We start from the raw sequence: 16,520 nt of genomic DNA on the forward strand, positions 1-16,520 counted from the left end.
CCTGCGCCCGGCCCCTATTAACTGTCGAGCGCTGTGCGGATGCCGCCGACGAAATCGCGCACCGCCGCCACGGCCTTCTCGGCGCCGGCATTTTCGATCTCCTGGATGATGCGGCTACCGATCACCACCGCGTCGGCCACCGAGGCAACCGCTTTCGCGGTCGCGCCGTCGCGGATGCCGAAGCCGACGCCGATCGGCAGGCTCACGTGTTCGCGGATTGCAGCCACGCGGCGCGCCACGTCCTCGGTGTCGATGCTGCCGGCGCCGGTGACGCCTTTCAGCGAGACGTAATAGCTGAAGCCGCTACCGTAGCGCGCCACCTGCTGCACGCGCTCCGTGGTCGAGGTCGGCGCCAGCAGGAAGATCAGGTCGAGGCCGGCCGCGCGCATGGCGTCGGCAAAGGCTTCGCACTCTTCCGGCGGGTAGTCGACGACGATGGCGCCGTCGGCGCCGGCTTCGTTCGCGCAGCGGATGAATTCGTCCGGGCCGATGCGCTCGATCGGGTTGGCGTAGCCCATCAGGACCACGGGCGTACTCGTGTTCGTCTTGCGGAATTCGCGCACGAAGTGGAAGACGTCGCGCAGGCCGATGCCGAATGTCAGGGCGCGCTCGCAGGCGCGCTGGATGACCGGGCCTTCGGCCATCGGGTCGGAGAAAGGAACGCCGAGTTCGAGGACGTCGGCGCCGCCTTCCACGAGGGCGTGCATCAGCGGCACGGTGAGGTCGGGGCCGGGGTCGCCGGCGGTGATGAAGGTGACGAGGCCGGTTTTATTCTGTTCGCGCAGGGCGGCGAAGGTGTGTTCGATGCGGGACATGGTATGGATTTCCGTTTTGGATGATCGATGTTCGGGCAGACGTAGGGTGGACGGCTATGCAGTCCACGCGTTCAACGCACGTATGCGTCGGAATTCAGCTGAAATCCAGCCCCATCCTCTGCGCCACCGTGTGCATGTCCTTGTCCCCGCGTCCCGACAGGTTCACCAGGATAATCTGCTCCTTTGCCAGCGTCGCCGCCAGCTTCACGCCGTAGGCGATCGCGTGCGAGGACTCCAGCGCCGGAATGATGCCCTCGATGCGGCAGCAGTCGTGGAAGGCCTGCAGCGCTTCATCATCCGTGATCGACACGTATTCCGCGCGCGCCGAATCCTTGAGCCAGGCGTGCTCGGGCCCGACGCCCGGATAATCCAGGCCGGCCGAGACCGAATGGGTCTCGATGATCTGCCCGTTCGCGTCCTGCAGCAGGTAGGTGCGGTTCCCGTGCAGCACGCCCGGGAAGCCGGCCGACAGCGAGGCCGCGTGCTTGCCCGAATCGATGCCCTCGCCCGCCGCCTCGACGCCGACCAGTTTCACGCCGGGTTCGTCGATGTAGGGATAGAAGATGCCCATCGCGTTCGAGCCGCCGCCGATGCAGGCCACCACGTAGTCGGGCTGGCGGCCGGTCATTTCCGGCATCTGCACACGGCATTCCTCGCCGATCACCGACTGGAAGTCGCGCACCATCATCGGGTAAGGATGCGGGCCGGCCACGGTGCCGATGATGTAGAAGGTGTTTTCGATGTTGGTGACCCAGTCGCGCATCGCTTCGTTCAGCGCGTCCTTCAGGGTCTTCGAACCCGACTCCACCGGCACCACGGTCGCGCCGAGCAGCTTCATGCGGTACACGTTCTGGGCCTGGCGCTTGACGTCCTCGGCGCCCATGTAGACGATGCACTCCAGCCCGAAGCGGGCGCAGATGGTGGCCGTGGCCACGCCGTGCTGGCCGGCGCCGGTCTCGGCGATGATGCGGGTCTTGCCCATGCGCCGCGCCAGCAGGGCCTGGCCGATCACGTTGTTGATCTTGTGGGCGCCGGTGTGGTTCAGGTCTTCGCGCTTGAAGAACACCTGCGCGCCGCCGGCCAGTTCCGACCAGCGCTTGGCGTGGTAGACCGGCGACGGACGGCCCACGAAGTGGGCCAGCTCGTAGCGGAATTCTTCGAGAAACGCGGGGTCGTGCGAATAGCGTGCGTAGGCCTCGTTCAGTTCGGCCAGCGCGTGGCTCAGCGTTTCGGCGACGAAGCTGCCGCCGTAGGGGCCGAAGTGGCCGCGCGCGTCGGGGAACTGGTACTCAAGGGTCTGGAACAGGGCGTTCGGGCCGCGTTCAGCTGCTGCTTCCTGGCTCTCCAGGGCTGCTTCCTGTACTTCTTTGATCGTCATGATGGTGTTCGCTTTCGATGGTGGCATCGGCTGCCCGCACCGCGGCGACAAAGGCCGCGATCTTGCGGGCGTCCTTGATCCCCTTCGCTTCCTCGACACCACTGCTGATGTCGACGGCGTAGGGGCGTACGCGGACCGTTGCGTCAGTCGCGTTTTGCACGCTCAAGCCACCACTCAAAACGACCCGAGGCGCGAGCTCTTTTGGAATAAGAGACCAATCGAAGACCTTTCCTGCGCCGCCATACACATCCACGTGGGCATCCAGCAAAAGGCCGGAAAACCAGGGACTGGCAGCGCGGTATGCGAGTTCGCATTCTAGCAGTTCGGCGTGCGCCGTGTCCGGCTTGACGCGGAAGGCCCGCACGAATGGCCGTTTCACCACAGCCGCGATCCGCGCGCATTCGTCAATCGACTCGTCGCCGTGGAACTGCAGCAGCGCCACCGGCGCGGCATCGACCACCGCCCTCACCTCGTCCGGCGTCGCATTCACGAACAAGGCGGTCGCGCTGACATACGGCGGCACCAGCCGGCCCAGTTCGGCGAAGCGTTCGGGCGTGAGGTAGCGCGGGCTCTTCGGGTAGAACACGAAGCCGAGGGCGTCGGCGCCGGCATCGACCGCCGCGCGCAAATCCTGCTCGCGGGTGATGCCGCAGATCTTGATACGGGTGCGTTGCTGGTTCATGCGTTGATGGACGATGGATTACAGCCAGGGCAGAGGCGAGACCGCCTCCTGCGGCAGTCCCCACTTCGGATCGTAATCGATTTTGGCGAAGTACAGGCCGTCCGGCATGAAGGTGGGCGCGGCGGCGTCGCGGTTGCGCGCGGCCAGCACCTCGGCCATCCAGCCCGGTTCGTTGCGGCCGGTGCCCACATAGATCAGGGCGCCGACGATGTTGCGCACCATGTGGTGCAAAAAGGCGCTGGCGCGCACGGTGAACACGATGATGTCGCCGCGGCGCTCGATGCCGATGTGCTGCATGTCCTTCACCGGCGTATTCGCCTGGCAGCCCGAGGCACGGAACGAGGAAAAATCGTGCAGGCCGATCAGGTGTTGCGCCGCTTCGCGCATGCGCTCGACGTCCATCGGGCGGAACACCCAGCCGGCGCGCCCGGCCAGCAGCGCCGATGGATTGGCGTTGTTGTACAGGACATAGTGGTAGGTGCGGGCACGGGCCGAAAAGCGCGCGTGGAATTCCTGGCCTTCGGCATCGGGCGGCACTTCGTGGGCCCAGCGCACCGTGACCGAATCGGGCAGGAAGGTATTCGTGCCGCGCACCCAGCTCTGCATCGAGCGATCGAGCTCGGTGTCGAAGTGGACCACCTGCTCGACCGCGTGCACGCCGGCGTCGGTGCGGCCGGCGCAAGTGGTGTGCAATTTGGTGGTCGCGAACTTCTCGAGGGCGATCTCGAGGGCGTCCTGGACGGTGTCACGGCTCGGCTGTTTCTGGTATCCATTCCAGCCGGTGCCGACGTACTGGAGTCCTAGTGCGATGCGCCTCACGCCAACTGTGCACGCATGGCGCCGGCGCGGGTGGCCTGTTCGCTGCTGCCGCCCTTGATGACTTCGTCGAGCAGCTCGCGCGCCCCTTCCTTGTCGCCGATCTCCTGGTAGGCGATGGCGAGGTCCAGCTTGGTTTCCATTTCCATCTGGGCCGGGGTCAGCTCGACCGGGGCGCCCTCGCCTTCCGCTACGGACGGGGTGGCTTGCGCGCTGGCGTCGAGCTCATTGGCCGGCAGGTCGAGGTCGAAGCTGTCCATGTCGAAGCGCGGCACCGGGGTGCCCGGGTTCGGGATCGGCGGCACGGCGTCCAGCGCGAACGGGTCGTCCTGCGGTGCGGCCGGGGCGGCCGGCTGGCCGAAGTCCATGGTGTCGAGGTCGAACAGCGGGTCTTTCGCCGGCGTTTCGGCCAGCGGCTCGGCGGCCGGGGCGAAGTCGAGGTCCAGGTCGTTCGAGAAGTCGAGATCCGCGCCCGGCGCGGCCGGGGTCGCAGGCGTGACCGGCGTGTCGTCGGCCAGGCTGAAGTCCATGGCGTCGAGGTCGAACAGCGGGTCCTTGAGGCTTGCCTCGGCCGGGGTCTGCGGCACTTCCGGCAGCGGCGGCAGTTCGAATTCCTTGGCCAGTTCGGCCATGTCGATGTCGGTGTTCGGGCCGTTCTTCGACAGGTCGAGCACGAAGCCGTCATCGTCGTCCTGCGGCATCAGGGAAGCCGGCTGCTGCTGCGGCTGGGCGGTGGCCGGCGCGTCGAAGTCCATGTCGAAGGACAGGTCGTCGAGATTGCTGTCGGCGTTGCTGCCTGCAGGGTTGGCGGCCGAATTGGCTGGAGGTTCCAGCGGCGCGAACGGCTCCATGTCGAACTGCAGGTCCGGCACGGCGGTAGGCACGGCGGTGGCGTCGTTGCGCTCGAACGAGGACGGCTCGGTGGCCGGGACCGGCTCGAAGCTCAGGCCGCCCAGGTCGAAGTCGAGCAGGTTGTCGTCGGCTTTCGCGTCGGCCTGCGGCGCGGCGGTGTCCTCGCCTGCCAGCGGCAGCGCGGTGGCGTCCTTTTCCAGGCTCAGGGCGCCGAGGTCGAAGCTGGAATCAAGCGGCGCGCCGGTGACGGCGTCGGTGGTCGAGACCGGCTCGATGATCTCGGTGTTGTCGCCGCGGCTGCGGAAGGCATTCTCCAACTGTTGCGACAGCAGGGTTTGCGGATTGTTGTCGTCGGCGGCCATGGCGGCAGCGGCCGCGCCGGCGCCAACGGCGCCAGCGGCCACTGCGCCCGCACCGATGCCGGTGCCCGCCGCGGCGGCATACATCGGGTTGGCCGGGTCGAGGGCGTGGCCCATGCTGGCGGCCTGCGCCCATTCGTCGCCCTTGCCGCCGGTGAGGCTGTACAGCTCGGTGGCCTGGGTCTCGAAGGCGCGCACGTCCTTGCGCGCGGCGTAGATTTCCAGCAGCTTCAGGCGCACAGGATGGCGCAGCGGGTCGTTGCGCAGCGCTTCCTTGAGGATGTCCTCGGCCTGGGTGTCGAAGTTATAGGCCAGATACAGCTCGGCTTCGGCCAGCGGGTCGACCTCGTTGGTGTCGAGCTGGCTGGCCGACGGTGCGAAGCTGGAATTGAACACGCTGTCGTTGGTGTCGACGCTCTGGCCGCCGGTCTCGGCGTACAGCGATTGCGACGACGCCGGCTGGGCGGCGGCGCCGAGGATGCTCGGTTCGGCCGCGGCGGCCCCGGCTTTCGGCGCCGGCTTCTTCTTGCGGCGCTGGGCCAGGCCGAGCGCGGCCAGGGCCAGCACGGCCACGCCCGCGCCGATGTAGGTGATGTTGTCCATCAGCGTGTCGAACAGCGACTTTTCCGGCGGCGCGGCCGGCTTGGCGGCTTTCGGCTTGATCTTCGGGGCCGGCTGGACGGGCGCCGCGGCCCCCTCGTTGGCCGGCGCGATCGGCTGGATGCCGTTGGCGGCGCGCTCGGTTGCCGCCGCGCCGGCGCCGTTCTTCACGGTGATCAGGTCTTCGAGCTGGTTGACGTTCTTTTCCAGCTCCTGCACGCGCTGCTGGGCGTCGGCCAGTTCCTTCTCTTTGGCGATGGTGTCTTCGGCCGAGGTGGAGGTGGAGTTGACGCCCCCGGCCGCACCGGACGCCGGTGCCGGCGTGGCCTTGGACAGGCGCAGCTGGTCCTGCGATTCGTTGGCGGCGGTCGGGCGTTCCTCGACCTTGGCGGTGATGCGGCCGGTGGCGCTCTGCCCTGGCGCGGCTTCGCGCGCCGGGGTGCTGGTGGCCACCTGGCCGGCCAGCTTGGCGCGGTAGGCGTCGAAGTCGGCCGCGTGGGCGACCACGGTGCCGCGCGCTTCCTCGGCGTCGCCGCCGCGCAGGGCGTCGCCATCGGGCATGCTCAGGATCTGGCCCGACTTCAGGCGGTTCATGTTGTTGCCGATGAAGGCGTCCGGGTTCGCGCGGTAGAGCGCGACCAGCATCATGTCGAGCGAGACGTCGTTCGGCTTCATGCGCACGGCGATGTCGCTCAGGGTGTCGCCCCTGCGCACGCGGTAGCGCGAGGCGGCGTTCGGCGCGCGCGGGCCGGCTTCCTCGGCGGCGGCGCCTTCATTGGCACGAGCGTCGGCACGGGCGCTGCGTTGCGGACGGCTGGCCGGGGCTGGCCGGGCCGGGGCGTCTTCCGCCGTGGCGGCAGGCGCGGCGGCGCGCGGGCGCTGTGCGGCGGGCGCGGCGGCGACCTGCGCCGGCTGCGGCGCGCGCAGTTCGGCCGGGTCGAGCAGGAAGGTGTATTCGCGCACCAGACGGCCATTGTCCCAGGCCAGTTCCAGCAGCAGGTCGACGAAGGGCTCGTTCAGCGGCTGCGTCGAGCTGATGCGCACGAACTGGCGGCCATTGCGCTGTTCGACATTGAAGCGCAGCGACAGCAGGGCCGGGTTGAATTCGATGTTCGCCGCGCGGTAGGCTTCCTGCGACGCCAGCTTGGCGACCAGGCCATTCGCTTCCTCGTTCGAGACCGCGGTCAGTTCGATCTCGGCGCGCAGCGGCTGGCCGAGGGCCGACAGCACGGTCAGCTTGCCCAGTCCCGCTGCCGACGCCGCCGAAGACAGAAGCACTGCACTGGCAACCGCGGCCGTGAGTGTTTTCAACGCGGACGACATGATCTGAGGGCGGCGGTTCAATGGCATAGTTGGGAGAGGAGTTGGTTAGCTGGGGAAAGGACGGTTTCCCGGAAGTCTCAACATATCATCATGCACTAGAGCATGCAAGCGCTACGGGGCGTAGAGGGGTGTTTCTGTGGGGTGAAACGGTGTTTGGTAACGATTCGATATCGTTCCAAGGGGCAATAAATTAGTGCGGGGATAACAGGTGTGATTGCGGAGATAACGTAGGGTGGGTACTTGTACCCACCTTGTCGTTCGGCCTCGTGCCAGCGAGCGCAAGGCTGGTGGGTACGCGTACCCACCCTACGTGGCAATGAAGCGGTGCGCCGCGATGCACGCGGCGCCGTTCGGCTTACTTCTCGAGCACGATCCGCAGCATGCGGCGCAGCGGCTCGGCGGCGCCCCACAGCAGCTGGTCGCCGACCGTGAAGGCCGACAGGTAGCTCGGTCCCATCGACATCTTGCGCAGGCGGCCCACCGGAATCGTCAGGCTGCCGGTCACGGCAGCCGGCGACAGATCAATCACCGAGGCTTCGCGCGTGTTCGGCACCACCTTCACCCACTCGTTGTGCGAGGCGATGATGTCGTTGATCTCGTCCAGCGGCACGTCCTTTGTCAGCTTGATGGTCAGCGCCTGCGAGTGGCAGCGCATCGCGCCGATGCGCACGCACAGGCCGTCGACCGGGATCGCCGCCGAACCAAAGGCTTCGCCCAGGCCGAGGATCTTGTTGGTCTCGGCGCCGGCCTTCCACTCTTCCTTCGACTGGCCGTTGCCCAGGTCCTTGTCGATCCACGGGATCAGGTTGCCGGCCAGCGGCGCGCCGAACTGCTTGATCTCGTCCGGCGCGTAGCCGTGCTGGGTGGCCAGCACGCTGCGGTCGATTTCCAGGATGGCCGAGGCCGGGTCGTCCAGCAGCGGCTTGACGGCCGCGTTGATGGTGCCGAACTGGGTCAGCAGCTCGCGCATGTGCTGGGCGCCGCCGCCGGAGGCCGCCTGGTAGGTCATCGAGGTCATCCACTCGACCAGGCCCTGCTCGAACAGGCCGCCCAGGCCCATCAGCATGCACGACACGGTGCAGTTACCGCCGATGTAGTTCTTCACGCCGCGCGACAGGGCCGTTTCGATGACGTTCTTGTTGACCGGGTCGAGCACGATGACGGCGTCGTCGTTCATGCGCAGCGTCGAGGCGGCGTCGATCCAGTAGCCGTTCCAGCCGGCGGCGCGCAGTTTCGGGAAGACCTCGCTCGTGTAGTCGCCGCCCTGGCAGGAGATGATGATCTCGCATTTCGACAGCTCGGCAATGTCGGTGGCGGATTTCAGTTTGGTTTCGTTCTTCGCCATCTTCGGGGCATCGCCGCCCGGGTTCGACGTCGTGAAGAACACCGGCTCGATATGGGCGAAATCGCCCTCGTCCTGCATGCGCTGCATAAGGACCGAACCGACCATGCCGCGCCAACCAACCAGGCCTACTAACTTCATTATTTTCCTTTAGGGGTTATTCATTGATACGTTAACGATGACGGGGCTGTGTGCGTGGACACGCGGCCAACAATATTCATGGGTCACGCGTGGGCACTCGGCCAACAATGATCAGATGTCACGCGTGGGCACGGGGCGCCCACCCTACGTTCATTGCGAGCACACACGTTAACAGTGTGCCCGTTGCGCCATCAACGGAGAGCGCGGACTACCGCGTCGCCCATCTCCTGGGTGCCGACGCGCTGCGTGCCATCCTCAAATATATCCGGTGTGCGCAATCCTTGCTGGAGGACGCTCTTCACGGCGCTCTCGATGCGGTCGGCCTGCTCGGCCTTGTTCAGCGAATAACGCAGCATCATCGCGGCCGACAGAATCGTCGCCAGCGGATTCGCCACGCCCTTGCCGGCGATGTCCGGGGCCGAGCCGTGCGAAGGTTCGTACAGGCCCTTGTTGTTCGCGTCGAGCGAGGCCGAGGGCAGCATGCCGATCGAGCCGGTCAGCATGGCGGCGGCGTCGGACAGGATGTCGCCGAACATGTTGCCGGTAACGATAACGTCGAATTTCTTCGGTGCGCGCACCAGCTGCATCGCGGCGTTATCGACGTACATGTGTTCGAGCGCGACGTCGGGGTATTCCTTGTGCACATCGGTGACGATGTCGCGCCAGAACTGGAAGGTCTCCAGCACGTTCGCCTTGTCGACGCTGGTCACGCGTTTATCCCGCTTCTGCGCGGCCTGGAAGGCAACGTGGGCGATGCGGCGGATCTCGCCTTCGGCATAGCGCATCGTGTCGAAGCCCTCGCGCTGGCCTTTGAAGGGGCCGTCGGGGCACTCGCGCACGCCGCGCGGCTTGCCGAAATAGATGTCGCCCGTGAGTTCGCGGATGATCAGGATGTCCAGGCCCGATACCACTTCCGGCTTCAGGGTCGAGGCGCCGGCCAGTTCCGGATACAGGATCGCCGGACGCAGGTTGGCGAACAGGCCGAGTTCCTTGCGCAGGCCGAGGATGGCCTGCTCGGGGCGCAGCGCGCGTTCCAGGGTGTCGTACCGGTAGTCGCCCACCGCGCCGAACAGCACGGCGTCGGCTTCCTTCGCCAGCTTCAGCGTCGCTTCCGGCAGCGGATGGCCGTGGGCGGCATAGCCGGCGCCGCCTACCGGGGCGCGCTCCATCTCGAAGGATTCGCCCAGCGCGTCGAGCACGCGCACGGCCTGGTCGATGATTTCGGGACCGATGCCGTCGCCCGGCAGGATTGCGATCTTGGTCATGCGTTCTTTCAGATGGTGTTGGCCAGCCAGGGCTGGCGCGCCAGGTGGCGTTCTTCGAAGGCGCGGATTTCGTCGGCGTGGCGCAGGGTCAGGCCGATGTCGTCGAGGCCGTTCAGCAGGCAGTACTTGCGGAAGTCGTCGATGGCGAATTCGAAGCCGATGCGACCGTCCGGCGTGCGCAGCACCTGGTTTTCCAGGTCGACCACCAGCTGGAAGCCTGCGAACGCCTTGACCTCGTTGAACAGCTGGTCCACCTGCGCTTCGCTCAGCACGATCGGCAGCAGGCCGCTTTTGTAGCAGTTGTTGAAGAAGATGTCGGCAAAGCTCGGCGCCACGATCGCGCGGAAGCCATACTGCTGCAGGGCCCAGGGCGCGTGCTCGCGCGAGGAGCCGCAGCCGAAGTTCTTGCGCGCCAGGAGGATCGAGGCCCCCTGGTAGCGCGGCTGGTTCAGCACGAAGTCCGGGTTCAGCGGACGGCGGCTGTTGTCCTGGCCCGGCTCGCCGTGGTCGAGGTAGCGCCACTCGTCGAACAGGTTGGGGCCGAAGCCGGTGCGGCGGATCGACTTCAGGAACTGCTTCGGGATGATGGCGTCGGTGTCGACATTGGCGCGGTCGAGCCGCGCCACCAGGCCTTCGTGTACGGTGAATTTTTCCATCTGCTGTTCCTGTGTTCGGATGCGGCAGGTGCGCCTGCCGCGTGTTTTTACTGAACTGACTTACTTGCCGCCGGCGCCGGTGACGACCTGGCCGACCTTCTGCACGTCGCGGCCGAAGCCCGAGATGGTGTTGCAGCCGGTGAGAACGAGGGCAGCGAGGGTGAGTGCGAATACTTTTTTCATGGTGCTATCCGGAGTCAAAAAATAAGGATTCTACAGTGCGCGCACGTCGACGAAGTGGCCGGCGATGCCCGCCGCCGCCGCCATCGCCGGCGACACCAGGTGGGTGCGGCTGCCCTGCCCTTGCCGTCCTTCGAAGTTGCGGTTCGAGGTCGAGGCGCAGCGTTCGCCCGGCTCCAGGCGGTCGGCGTTCATCGCCAGGCACATCGAGCAGCCCGGCTCGCGCCATTCGAAACCGGCGGCCTTGAAGATGGCGTCCAGCCCTTCGCGCTCGGCCTGTTCCTTCACCAGCCCGGAACCCGGCACCACCAGCGCCAGCTTCACGTTCGAGGCGCGCTGGCGTCCGCGCACCACGGCGGCGGCGGCGCGCAAGTCCTCGATGCGCGAATTGGTGCAGGAGCCGATGAAGACCTTGTCGATGCGGATGTCCTCGATGGCGGTGTTCGGTTCGAGCGCCATGTAGGTCAGCGCCTTTTCCATGGCGTCGCGGCGCACGGCGTCCTTTTCCTGCTCGGGGTCGGGCACGCGGCCGTCGATGGCGATCACCATCTCGGGCGAGGTGCCCCAGGTGACCTGCGGGCGGATGTCAAGCGCGTTCAGGGTCACGACCATGTCGAACCTGGCGCCCGGGTCGGAGTGGAGGGTGCGCCAGTAGCTCACCGCCTGCTCCCATTGCGGCCCGACAGGCGAGAACGGCCGGCCCTTCACGTACTCGAGCGTGGTGTCGTCGACGGCCACCATGCCGGCGCGCGCGCCCGCCTCGATGGCCATGTTGCAGACCGTCATGCGGCCTTCCATCGACAGCGCGCGGATGGTCGAGCCGCCGAATTCGATGGCGTAGCCGGTGCCGCCGGCGGTACCGATCTTGCCGATCACGGCCAGCACGATGTCCTTGGCGGTGACGCCTTTCGGCAGCGCGCCGTCGACCTGCACCAGCATCGATTTCGACTTCTTGGCCAGCAGGGTCTGCGTGGCCAGCACGTGCTCGACTTCCGAGGTGCCGATGCCGTGCGCCAGGCAGCCGAAGGCGCCGTGGGTCGAGGTGTGCGAGTCGCCGCAGACCACGGTCATGCCCGGCAAGGTCGCGCCCTGCTCCGGCCCGATCACGTGGACGATGCCCTGGCGCTTGTCGTTCATGTTGAAGTAGGTCAGGCCGTAGCTCTTCGCATTCGCATCGAGCGTCTCGACCTGCAGGCGCGAGGTTGGATCGGCGATGCCGTCGCGGCGGTCGGTGGTCGGCACGTTGTGGTCGGCCACCAGCAGGTTGGCGGCGTTGCGCCAGAGCGGACGGCCGGCTTCGCGTAGCCCCTCGAAGGCCTGCGGGCTGGTGACTTCGTGTACCAGGTGACGGTCGATGTACAGCACCGTCGTTCCGTCGGCATCGGCACGCACGACGTGGGCGTCCCAGAGTTTGTCGTAGAGGGTCTTTAACATGCGGTTTCCTGTGGCAGGCGCTTCAAAAAGGGGAAGCGTTTTTTGATTATGCCCACAATTGTGCAGTGCGGCAAGCGACCCCATTTGCACGATTCTGCCAATAACCCGCCATGAATGCAAATTTCGTTTGCATGTAAATACTAAAATGCAAATAAAAAAAGCCTGCGCAGGGAATGCACAGGCTTTTTGTTGCAAGAGCCGCGGCGGGCCCTTTTCACGGGTTTGGTGCGTTGTTACGCCGCCATGCGCACCGTGCTGCGGCAGCCATCCATCAGGAAGGACAGGCCGACCACCAGCACCAGCTCGCCTTCGGCCGAACGCGCGGTACCGGTGATGCCTTCGACGGTCAGCGCCGTCATCGGCTTGATCACGAGGTCCGCCGTGCCATCCACCGCTTCCACCGCCAGGATATACGGCTGCGGGGCGTTGATGACGATGCCGACGCGTTCCGGCGCTTCCTCGTAGCCGAGCGCGCCGGCCAGCGAACGCACCGGCAGCGGACGGCCCTGGTCCTTCAGCACCGGCGCGCCGCCGACCATCGAGAACTCCTCCGGCAGCTCGACCACGCGCTCGACCACCGCCATCGGCAGCGCCAGCGAGGCGCCCGAGGTGGAGACCAGCATGGTCGGCACGATCGACAGTTCGATCGGCAGGCGGATCGCGAACTTGGTGCCCGAACCGAGCTGCGAATCGATGCGGATCGCGCCGCGGTTCTTTTCCACCGCCGTCTTCACCACGTCCATGCCCACGCCGCGGCCCGAGACCGAGGAAGCGACTTCCTTGGTCGAGAAGCCCGGCAGGAACACCAGCTGGTAGGCGTCTTCGTCGTTCGGGGCGCCGTTCTCGCTGATCAGGCCCTTCTCGAACGCTTTTTTACGCAGCTTGGCCGGGTCCATGCCCTTGCCGTCGTCCTGCAGCACGATCATGACGCTGTTGGCTTCCTGCCAGGCTTTCAGCAGGATGAAGGCTTTCGCGGGCTTGCCGGCGGCGACGCGGTCCTGCGGCGATTCGACGCCGTGGTCCAGCGCATTACGCAGCATGTGCACCAGCGGGTCGTACAGGCTGTCCACGACAACGCGGTCGACTTCGGTCTCGGCGCCTTCGATGGTCAGCTCGACGTCCTTGCCCAGGTCTTTCGCCAGCTCGCGTACCAGGCGCGGGAACTTCTGGAACAGGCGGCCCACCGGCTGCATGCGGGTCGCCAGCGTGGCGCGCTGCAGTTCGGCCGAGTAGCGCGAGGCGCGCTCCAGGGTTTCGGTCAGCGTCGCCATCAGGGTGGCGGCCTGGCCTTCGAACTTGAACTGCGACAGGCGTTCCAGCAGCACGGCGGCCTGGTTGGCGGCCTGCACCGATTCGCCGGCCACTTCCAGCAGCGCATCGAGTTTCACCGCATCGATACGGATGCTTTCGTCTTTGGCCGGCGCGGCGGCGGCACGGGCGTCGGCCACCTTGTTGTCGCCACGGCGCTCGACACCATCCCAGCCCGGCTTGGCGCCGGCGGCTGGCGCAGCAGGAGCGGCGGCGGCAGCCGGGGCAGCTTCGGCCGGTGCTGCGGCAGCCGCGGGTGCGGCGGCCGGCGCCGGCGCGGCGCCGACGGCGATCGCATTCGCGGCCGGCACCACGGCGTTGTACATCGCGGTCCAGTCGAGGCCATCTTCGCCGACGGCGGCGGCTGGCGCGGCAACCGGAGCGGCCTCGGCGACCGGCGTAGCAACGGGCGCAGGCGCGGCAGCGGCCGGCGCAGCAGCCGGCGCGGTAGCCGACGGAGCCTCAGCCTTGCCTTCGATCGCATCCATCAGGATGCGTTCCAGGTCCTGCGGCATGGGCGCGAGCTGTTCCGGCGCGGCGCCGTTGTTCAGGTCGTTCAGCTGGTCGGCCACGAAGCCCGATGCCTGCAGCGCCGCCTCGATCGACAGCGGCGTGACGGGTGCGGCGCCGGTGCGCAGCGCGTCGAACAGGTTCTCGGTCAGGTGGCAGGCCGCGACCAGCGCGGGCAGGCCCATGAAGCCGGCGCCGCCCTTGATGGTGTGGAACGAGCGAAACACCGCATTCAGCGTTTCCTTGTTCTCGGGGTCGCGTTCGAGGCGCAGCAGGTGCTCTTCAACATTGACTGCCAGATCCATCGCCTCGACGACGAAGTCCTTGAGCATATCGTCCATTAGAATCCCAGATCGGCAAGTAGGTCGTCGACATTGTCCTGGTCCAGCGCCACGTCAGGCACGGACGGGCCTTGCATCAGCGGCGCCGGTGCGGCTTCCTTCTCGGCCAGCTTGGCGCGGGTTTCCGGCGGCGCGTTGTCGCGCAGCAGCTGGGCCAGTTCGTTCTCGACGGTCTTGGTGATCGTCACGACCTTCTTGATCAGCTGGCCGGTGATGTCCTGGAAGTCCTGGGCCATCATGATGTCGAGCAGGCGCGCCTTTTCGGCTTCGGTGGCTTCCGACACCGACTTGGCGAACTGGCGCGAATCGCCGGCCAGGGCCTTGAACTCGTCCAGGCTGAGCTTGCCCGAGAACAGGTCGTTCCAGCGCGCGTCCATGTCCTGGGCCTGCTTCGACAGCTTGTCCTGTGCCGGCATGCCTTCGTCCAGGGTGTTCAGCACCTTGTTGGCGGCCTGTTCGGTCAGGGTGGCGACGTATTCCAGGCGGTCCTGGGCGTCCACGATCTGCGACGAGGCTTCGGTCAGCGCGCGGTCGTAGCCCAGCTCGCGCAGCGAGTCGTGCAACAGGCGCACGATGCCGCCCAGGCGCTCGTACATGTTGCCGCCCTCGCCTTCGGCCGCGTCCGGAGCGGCGGCGGCGGGTGCGGTGGTGGCGGCAGCGGATGCGGTGGTGGCGGCGGCGGCGGCTGCCGGCGTGCTGGCGGCTACCTGGTCGAACAAGGCCTCGAGGTCGTCCTCGTCGGCTGGCTGTGCTGCGGGAGCGGCTGCGGGCGCGGCGGGAGCCGGCGCCGCGCTGGCACGCTGGGCCGCCACTTCCTCGAATAGTGCGTCGAAATCGTCAGCGGCGTCGGTCATAATCCCTGCTTCTCCATAATATAAATGTCGCGGTCTGCGTTGCTTCGGTCCGTTGGTCTTGCGGACTTCCGCGCGCATGTTCAACCTCGCTGGAAGCCCAAAATTCAGTTAGCGAGTGTAGCAGCGTGGTTGCCGTAGGTAAATGTCAGAGATCGCAGTACGACGAAATGGACAAGGAAACTTAATTCCGCGACAATAAAACCGTGCAGTTCCTGAATCTTTTCGCAAGCCAGGTGTTGTTTTGTGGTCGCGTCGATTGTGCACGGTTTTCCGGACCGGTCCGGAGCAAGCGAGCTCATGTTTGAGCAAAGTCAACAGCTTGCGTTATCACAATCCCCTGGCCGCGTACTAAGGACACAATACGTGTCGTCTGGGAGGACAAAATGTACCGGAAAATTCTGATCACCACCGACGGCTCGGCCGTCTCGCAGCATACGGCCTGTGCCGGCGTGAAGTTCGCACAGCAAATGGGCGCCGAAGTGCTGGCCCTGTTCGTCGCACCCGAGTACCAGTACCCCGTCTATGTCGAAATCATCCCGCCCTCCTACCCGAGCGAGGAAGAATACGCCGAGCAGATGAAGCGCATGGGCGAGGACTACATGGGCCGCATCATGAATTCCTGCGCCAGGGCCAGCCTGCAGCACAGCTGCATGACGGCGTTTTCCGACGCCACCGCGCTGAAGATCGTCGAGGTCGCCGAGCAGCAGGGCTGCGACCTGATCTTCATGGGCTCGCACGGGCGCAGCGGCTGGGGCCAACTACTGCTCGGCAGCGTGACCAACAAGGTGCTGTCGCACACCTCGCGGCCGGTGCTGGTGCACCGCCTGATCAACGAGCCGGCCGCCGACTGAGGTTTTCCAGACGCACCTAATATGAGTGGACCACACAGCCACGGCTTGCCTGAACCCGGGAGACTGCAACATGATCAGAATCGTCATCGCAGATGATCACACCATCATGCGCGAAGGACTCAAGCGCATCCTCGACGGCGCGCTCGATGTCGAGATCGTCGGCGAAGCCACCAACGGCTTCGAGGTGCTGTCGCTGGTGCGCCAGGGCGGTTTCGACCTGCTGCTGCTGGACTTGTCGATGCCCGGGCGCAGCGGCGTCGACCTGATCCGCCAGGTGCGCAGCGAGGCGCCGAAGCTGGCCATCCTCATCCTCACCATGCACGAGGAAGAACAGTACGCGGTGCGCGCGATCCGCGCCGGCGCCCAGGGCTACCTCACCAAGGAAAGCGCGGGCACCCAGCTGGTGGGGGCGATCCGCAAGGTGGCCTCGGGGCGGCCCTACATCAGCACCGAGGTGGCCGAGCAACTGGCCCTGAACATCATGGCGCCGAACGAGCAATTGCTGCACAAGCAGCTGTCGGACCGCGAGTTCGAGGTGTTTTCCCTGCTGGTGGGCGGCAAGTCGATTACCGAGATCGCCAACAACCTGCACCTGTCGGTGAAGACCGTCAGCACCCACAAGACGCGCATCATGCAGAAAATGGGCATGACCTCGTTGTCGGAGATGGTGCAGTATGCGGTGGCGCACCGCCTGCTGGCGCCGATGAAGGCCTGAGCTACTGTTGCTGGCACGACTTGAGACAAACTCAACAAGCCGCGACAGAGTCAACAAGCCTAATCAACTTGGACACCGTCCAGTCGCATTCGTGCCAC

General features: G+C 66.2%; 14 protein-coding genes. 2 read left to right on the top strand and 12 right to left on the bottom strand.

Annotation, left to right across the window (positions count from 1 at the left end; genetic code table 11):
- Window positions 1-17: 17 nt before the first annotated feature.
- From trpA to QPK31_RS12150, 12 genes are all read right to left on the bottom strand, one after another.
- A complete protein-coding gene (trpA, locus tag QPK31_RS12095) occupies window positions 18-815 on the bottom strand; it encodes a tryptophan synthase subunit alpha (protein ID WP_290423181.1) in 798 nt (265 codons plus the stop codon).
- Between the two features lie 94 nt (window positions 816-909).
- The gene (trpB, locus tag QPK31_RS12100; RefSeq protein ID WP_290423182.1) at window positions 910-2,193 is read right to left on the bottom strand and encodes a tryptophan synthase subunit beta; all 1,284 of its coding nucleotides are present in this window, start codon (window positions 2,191-2,193) and stop codon (window positions 910-912) included.
- Window positions 2,138-2,875, bottom strand: a complete 738-nt coding sequence (locus tag QPK31_RS12105) for a phosphoribosylanthranilate isomerase (RefSeq protein WP_290423183.1) — start codon at window positions 2,873-2,875, stop codon at window positions 2,138-2,140. Before QPK31_RS12105 ends, trpB begins: the two co-directional genes overlap by 56 nt.
- Before the next feature lie 18 nt (window positions 2,876-2,893).
- Entirely contained in the window at window positions 2,894-3,694 is an 801-nt protein-coding gene (gene truA / locus QPK31_RS12110; RefSeq protein WP_290423184.1) for a tRNA pseudouridine(38-40) synthase TruA, read from the bottom strand.
- The gene (locus QPK31_RS12115) at window positions 3,691-6,780 is read right to left on the bottom strand and encodes a FimV/HubP family polar landmark protein (protein WP_290423185.1); all 3,090 of its coding nucleotides are present in this window, start codon (window positions 6,778-6,780) and stop codon (window positions 3,691-3,693) included. The genes truA and QPK31_RS12115 overlap by 4 nt, the downstream gene beginning before the upstream one ends.
- Before the next feature lie 400 nt (window positions 6,781-7,180).
- Entirely contained in the window at window positions 7,181-8,308 is a 1,128-nt protein-coding gene (gene asd, locus QPK31_RS12120) for an aspartate-semialdehyde dehydrogenase (RefSeq protein ID WP_290423186.1), read from the bottom strand.
- Window positions 8,309-8,499: 191 nt separating this feature from the next.
- The gene (gene leuB, locus QPK31_RS12125; protein ID WP_290423187.1) at window positions 8,500-9,573 is read right to left on the bottom strand and encodes a 3-isopropylmalate dehydrogenase; all 1,074 of its coding nucleotides are present in this window, start codon (window positions 9,571-9,573) and stop codon (window positions 8,500-8,502) included.
- Between the two features lie 8 nt (window positions 9,574-9,581).
- Window positions 9,582-10,229, bottom strand: coding sequence for a 3-isopropylmalate dehydratase small subunit (leuD, locus tag QPK31_RS12130; RefSeq protein WP_290423188.1), 648 nt, complete (start codon window positions 10,227-10,229; stop codon window positions 9,582-9,584).
- Between the two features lie 60 nt (window positions 10,230-10,289).
- Window positions 10,290-10,412, bottom strand: coding sequence for a lipoprotein (locus QPK31_RS12135; protein WP_290423189.1), 123 nt, complete (start codon window positions 10,410-10,412; stop codon window positions 10,290-10,292).
- Between the two features lie 30 nt (window positions 10,413-10,442).
- The gene (gene leuC / locus QPK31_RS12140) at window positions 10,443-11,843 is read right to left on the bottom strand and encodes a 3-isopropylmalate dehydratase large subunit (RefSeq protein ID WP_290423190.1); all 1,401 of its coding nucleotides are present in this window, start codon (window positions 11,841-11,843) and stop codon (window positions 10,443-10,445) included.
- A gap of 233 nt (window positions 11,844-12,076) precedes the next feature.
- The gene (locus tag QPK31_RS12145) at window positions 12,077-14,002 is read right to left on the bottom strand and encodes a chemotaxis protein CheA (protein ID WP_290423191.1); all 1,926 of its coding nucleotides are present in this window, start codon (window positions 14,000-14,002) and stop codon (window positions 12,077-12,079) included.
- Entirely contained in the window at window positions 14,002-14,856 is an 855-nt protein-coding gene (locus tag QPK31_RS12150; protein WP_290423192.1) for a protein phosphatase CheZ, read from the bottom strand. The genes QPK31_RS12145 and QPK31_RS12150 overlap by 1 nt, the downstream gene beginning before the upstream one ends.
- 383 nt (window positions 14,857-15,239) lie before the next feature.
- Between QPK31_RS12150 and QPK31_RS12155 the strand changes: the two genes are divergently transcribed.
- Together QPK31_RS12155 and QPK31_RS12160 are read left to right on the top strand one after the other, a co-directional pair.
- The gene (locus tag QPK31_RS12155) at window positions 15,240-15,707 is read left to right on the top strand and encodes a universal stress protein (RefSeq protein WP_290423193.1); all 468 of its coding nucleotides are present in this window, start codon (window positions 15,240-15,242) and stop codon (window positions 15,705-15,707) included.
- A 70-nt stretch (window positions 15,708-15,777) separates the two neighbouring features.
- Window positions 15,778-16,422: a response regulator transcription factor gene (locus tag QPK31_RS12160; RefSeq protein WP_229438905.1), complete on the top strand. Its 645-nt coding sequence runs from the start codon at window positions 15,778-15,780 to the stop codon at window positions 16,420-16,422.
- The last annotated feature ends 98 nt before the right edge of the window (window positions 16,423-16,520 follow it).

It is taken from the genome of Massilia sp. YIM B02769, assembly GCF_030411995.1.
GTDB lineage: Bacteria > Pseudomonadota > Gammaproteobacteria > Burkholderiales > Burkholderiaceae_D > Telluria.

Bases quoted from the DNA above. Each gene is read 5' to 3' on its own strand.
- trpB (WP_290423182.1), bottom strand. From the start codon at position 2,193: ATGACGATCAAAGAAGTACAGGAAGCAGCCCTGGAGAGCCAGGAAGCA.
- trpA (WP_290423181.1), bottom strand. From the start codon at position 815: ATGTCCCGCATCGAACACACCTTCGCCGCCCTGCGCGAACAGAATAAA.
- QPK31_RS12145 (WP_290423191.1), bottom strand. From the start codon at position 14,002: ATGGACGATATGCTCAAGGACTTCGTCGTCGAGGCGATGGATCTGGCA.
- leuC (WP_290423190.1), bottom strand. From the start codon at position 11,843: ATGTTAAAGACCCTCTACGACAAACTCTGGGACGCCCACGTCGTGCGT.
- QPK31_RS12135 (WP_290423189.1), bottom strand. From the start codon at position 10,412: ATGAAAAAAGTATTCGCACTCACCCTCGCTGCCCTCGTTCTCACCGGC.
- leuD (WP_290423188.1), bottom strand. From the start codon at position 10,229: ATGGAAAAATTCACCGTACACGAAGGCCTGGTGGCGCGGCTCGACCGC.
- QPK31_RS12105 (WP_290423183.1), bottom strand. From the start codon at position 2,875: ATGAACCAGCAACGCACCCGTATCAAGATCTGCGGCATCACCCGCGAG.
- QPK31_RS12155 (WP_290423193.1), top strand. From the start codon at position 15,240: ATGTACCGGAAAATTCTGATCACCACCGACGGCTCGGCCGTCTCGCAG.
- QPK31_RS12160 (WP_229438905.1), top strand. From the start codon at position 15,778: ATGATCAGAATCGTCATCGCAGATGATCACACCATCATGCGCGAAGGA.
- asd (WP_290423186.1), bottom strand. From the start codon at position 8,308: ATGAAGTTAGTAGGCCTGGTTGGTTGGCGCGGCATGGTCGGTTCGGTC.
- leuB (WP_290423187.1), bottom strand. From the start codon at position 9,573: ATGACCAAGATCGCAATCCTGCCGGGCGACGGCATCGGTCCCGAAATC.
- QPK31_RS12150 (WP_290423192.1), bottom strand. From the start codon at position 14,856: ATGACCGACGCCGCTGACGATTTCGACGCACTATTCGAGGAAGTGGCG.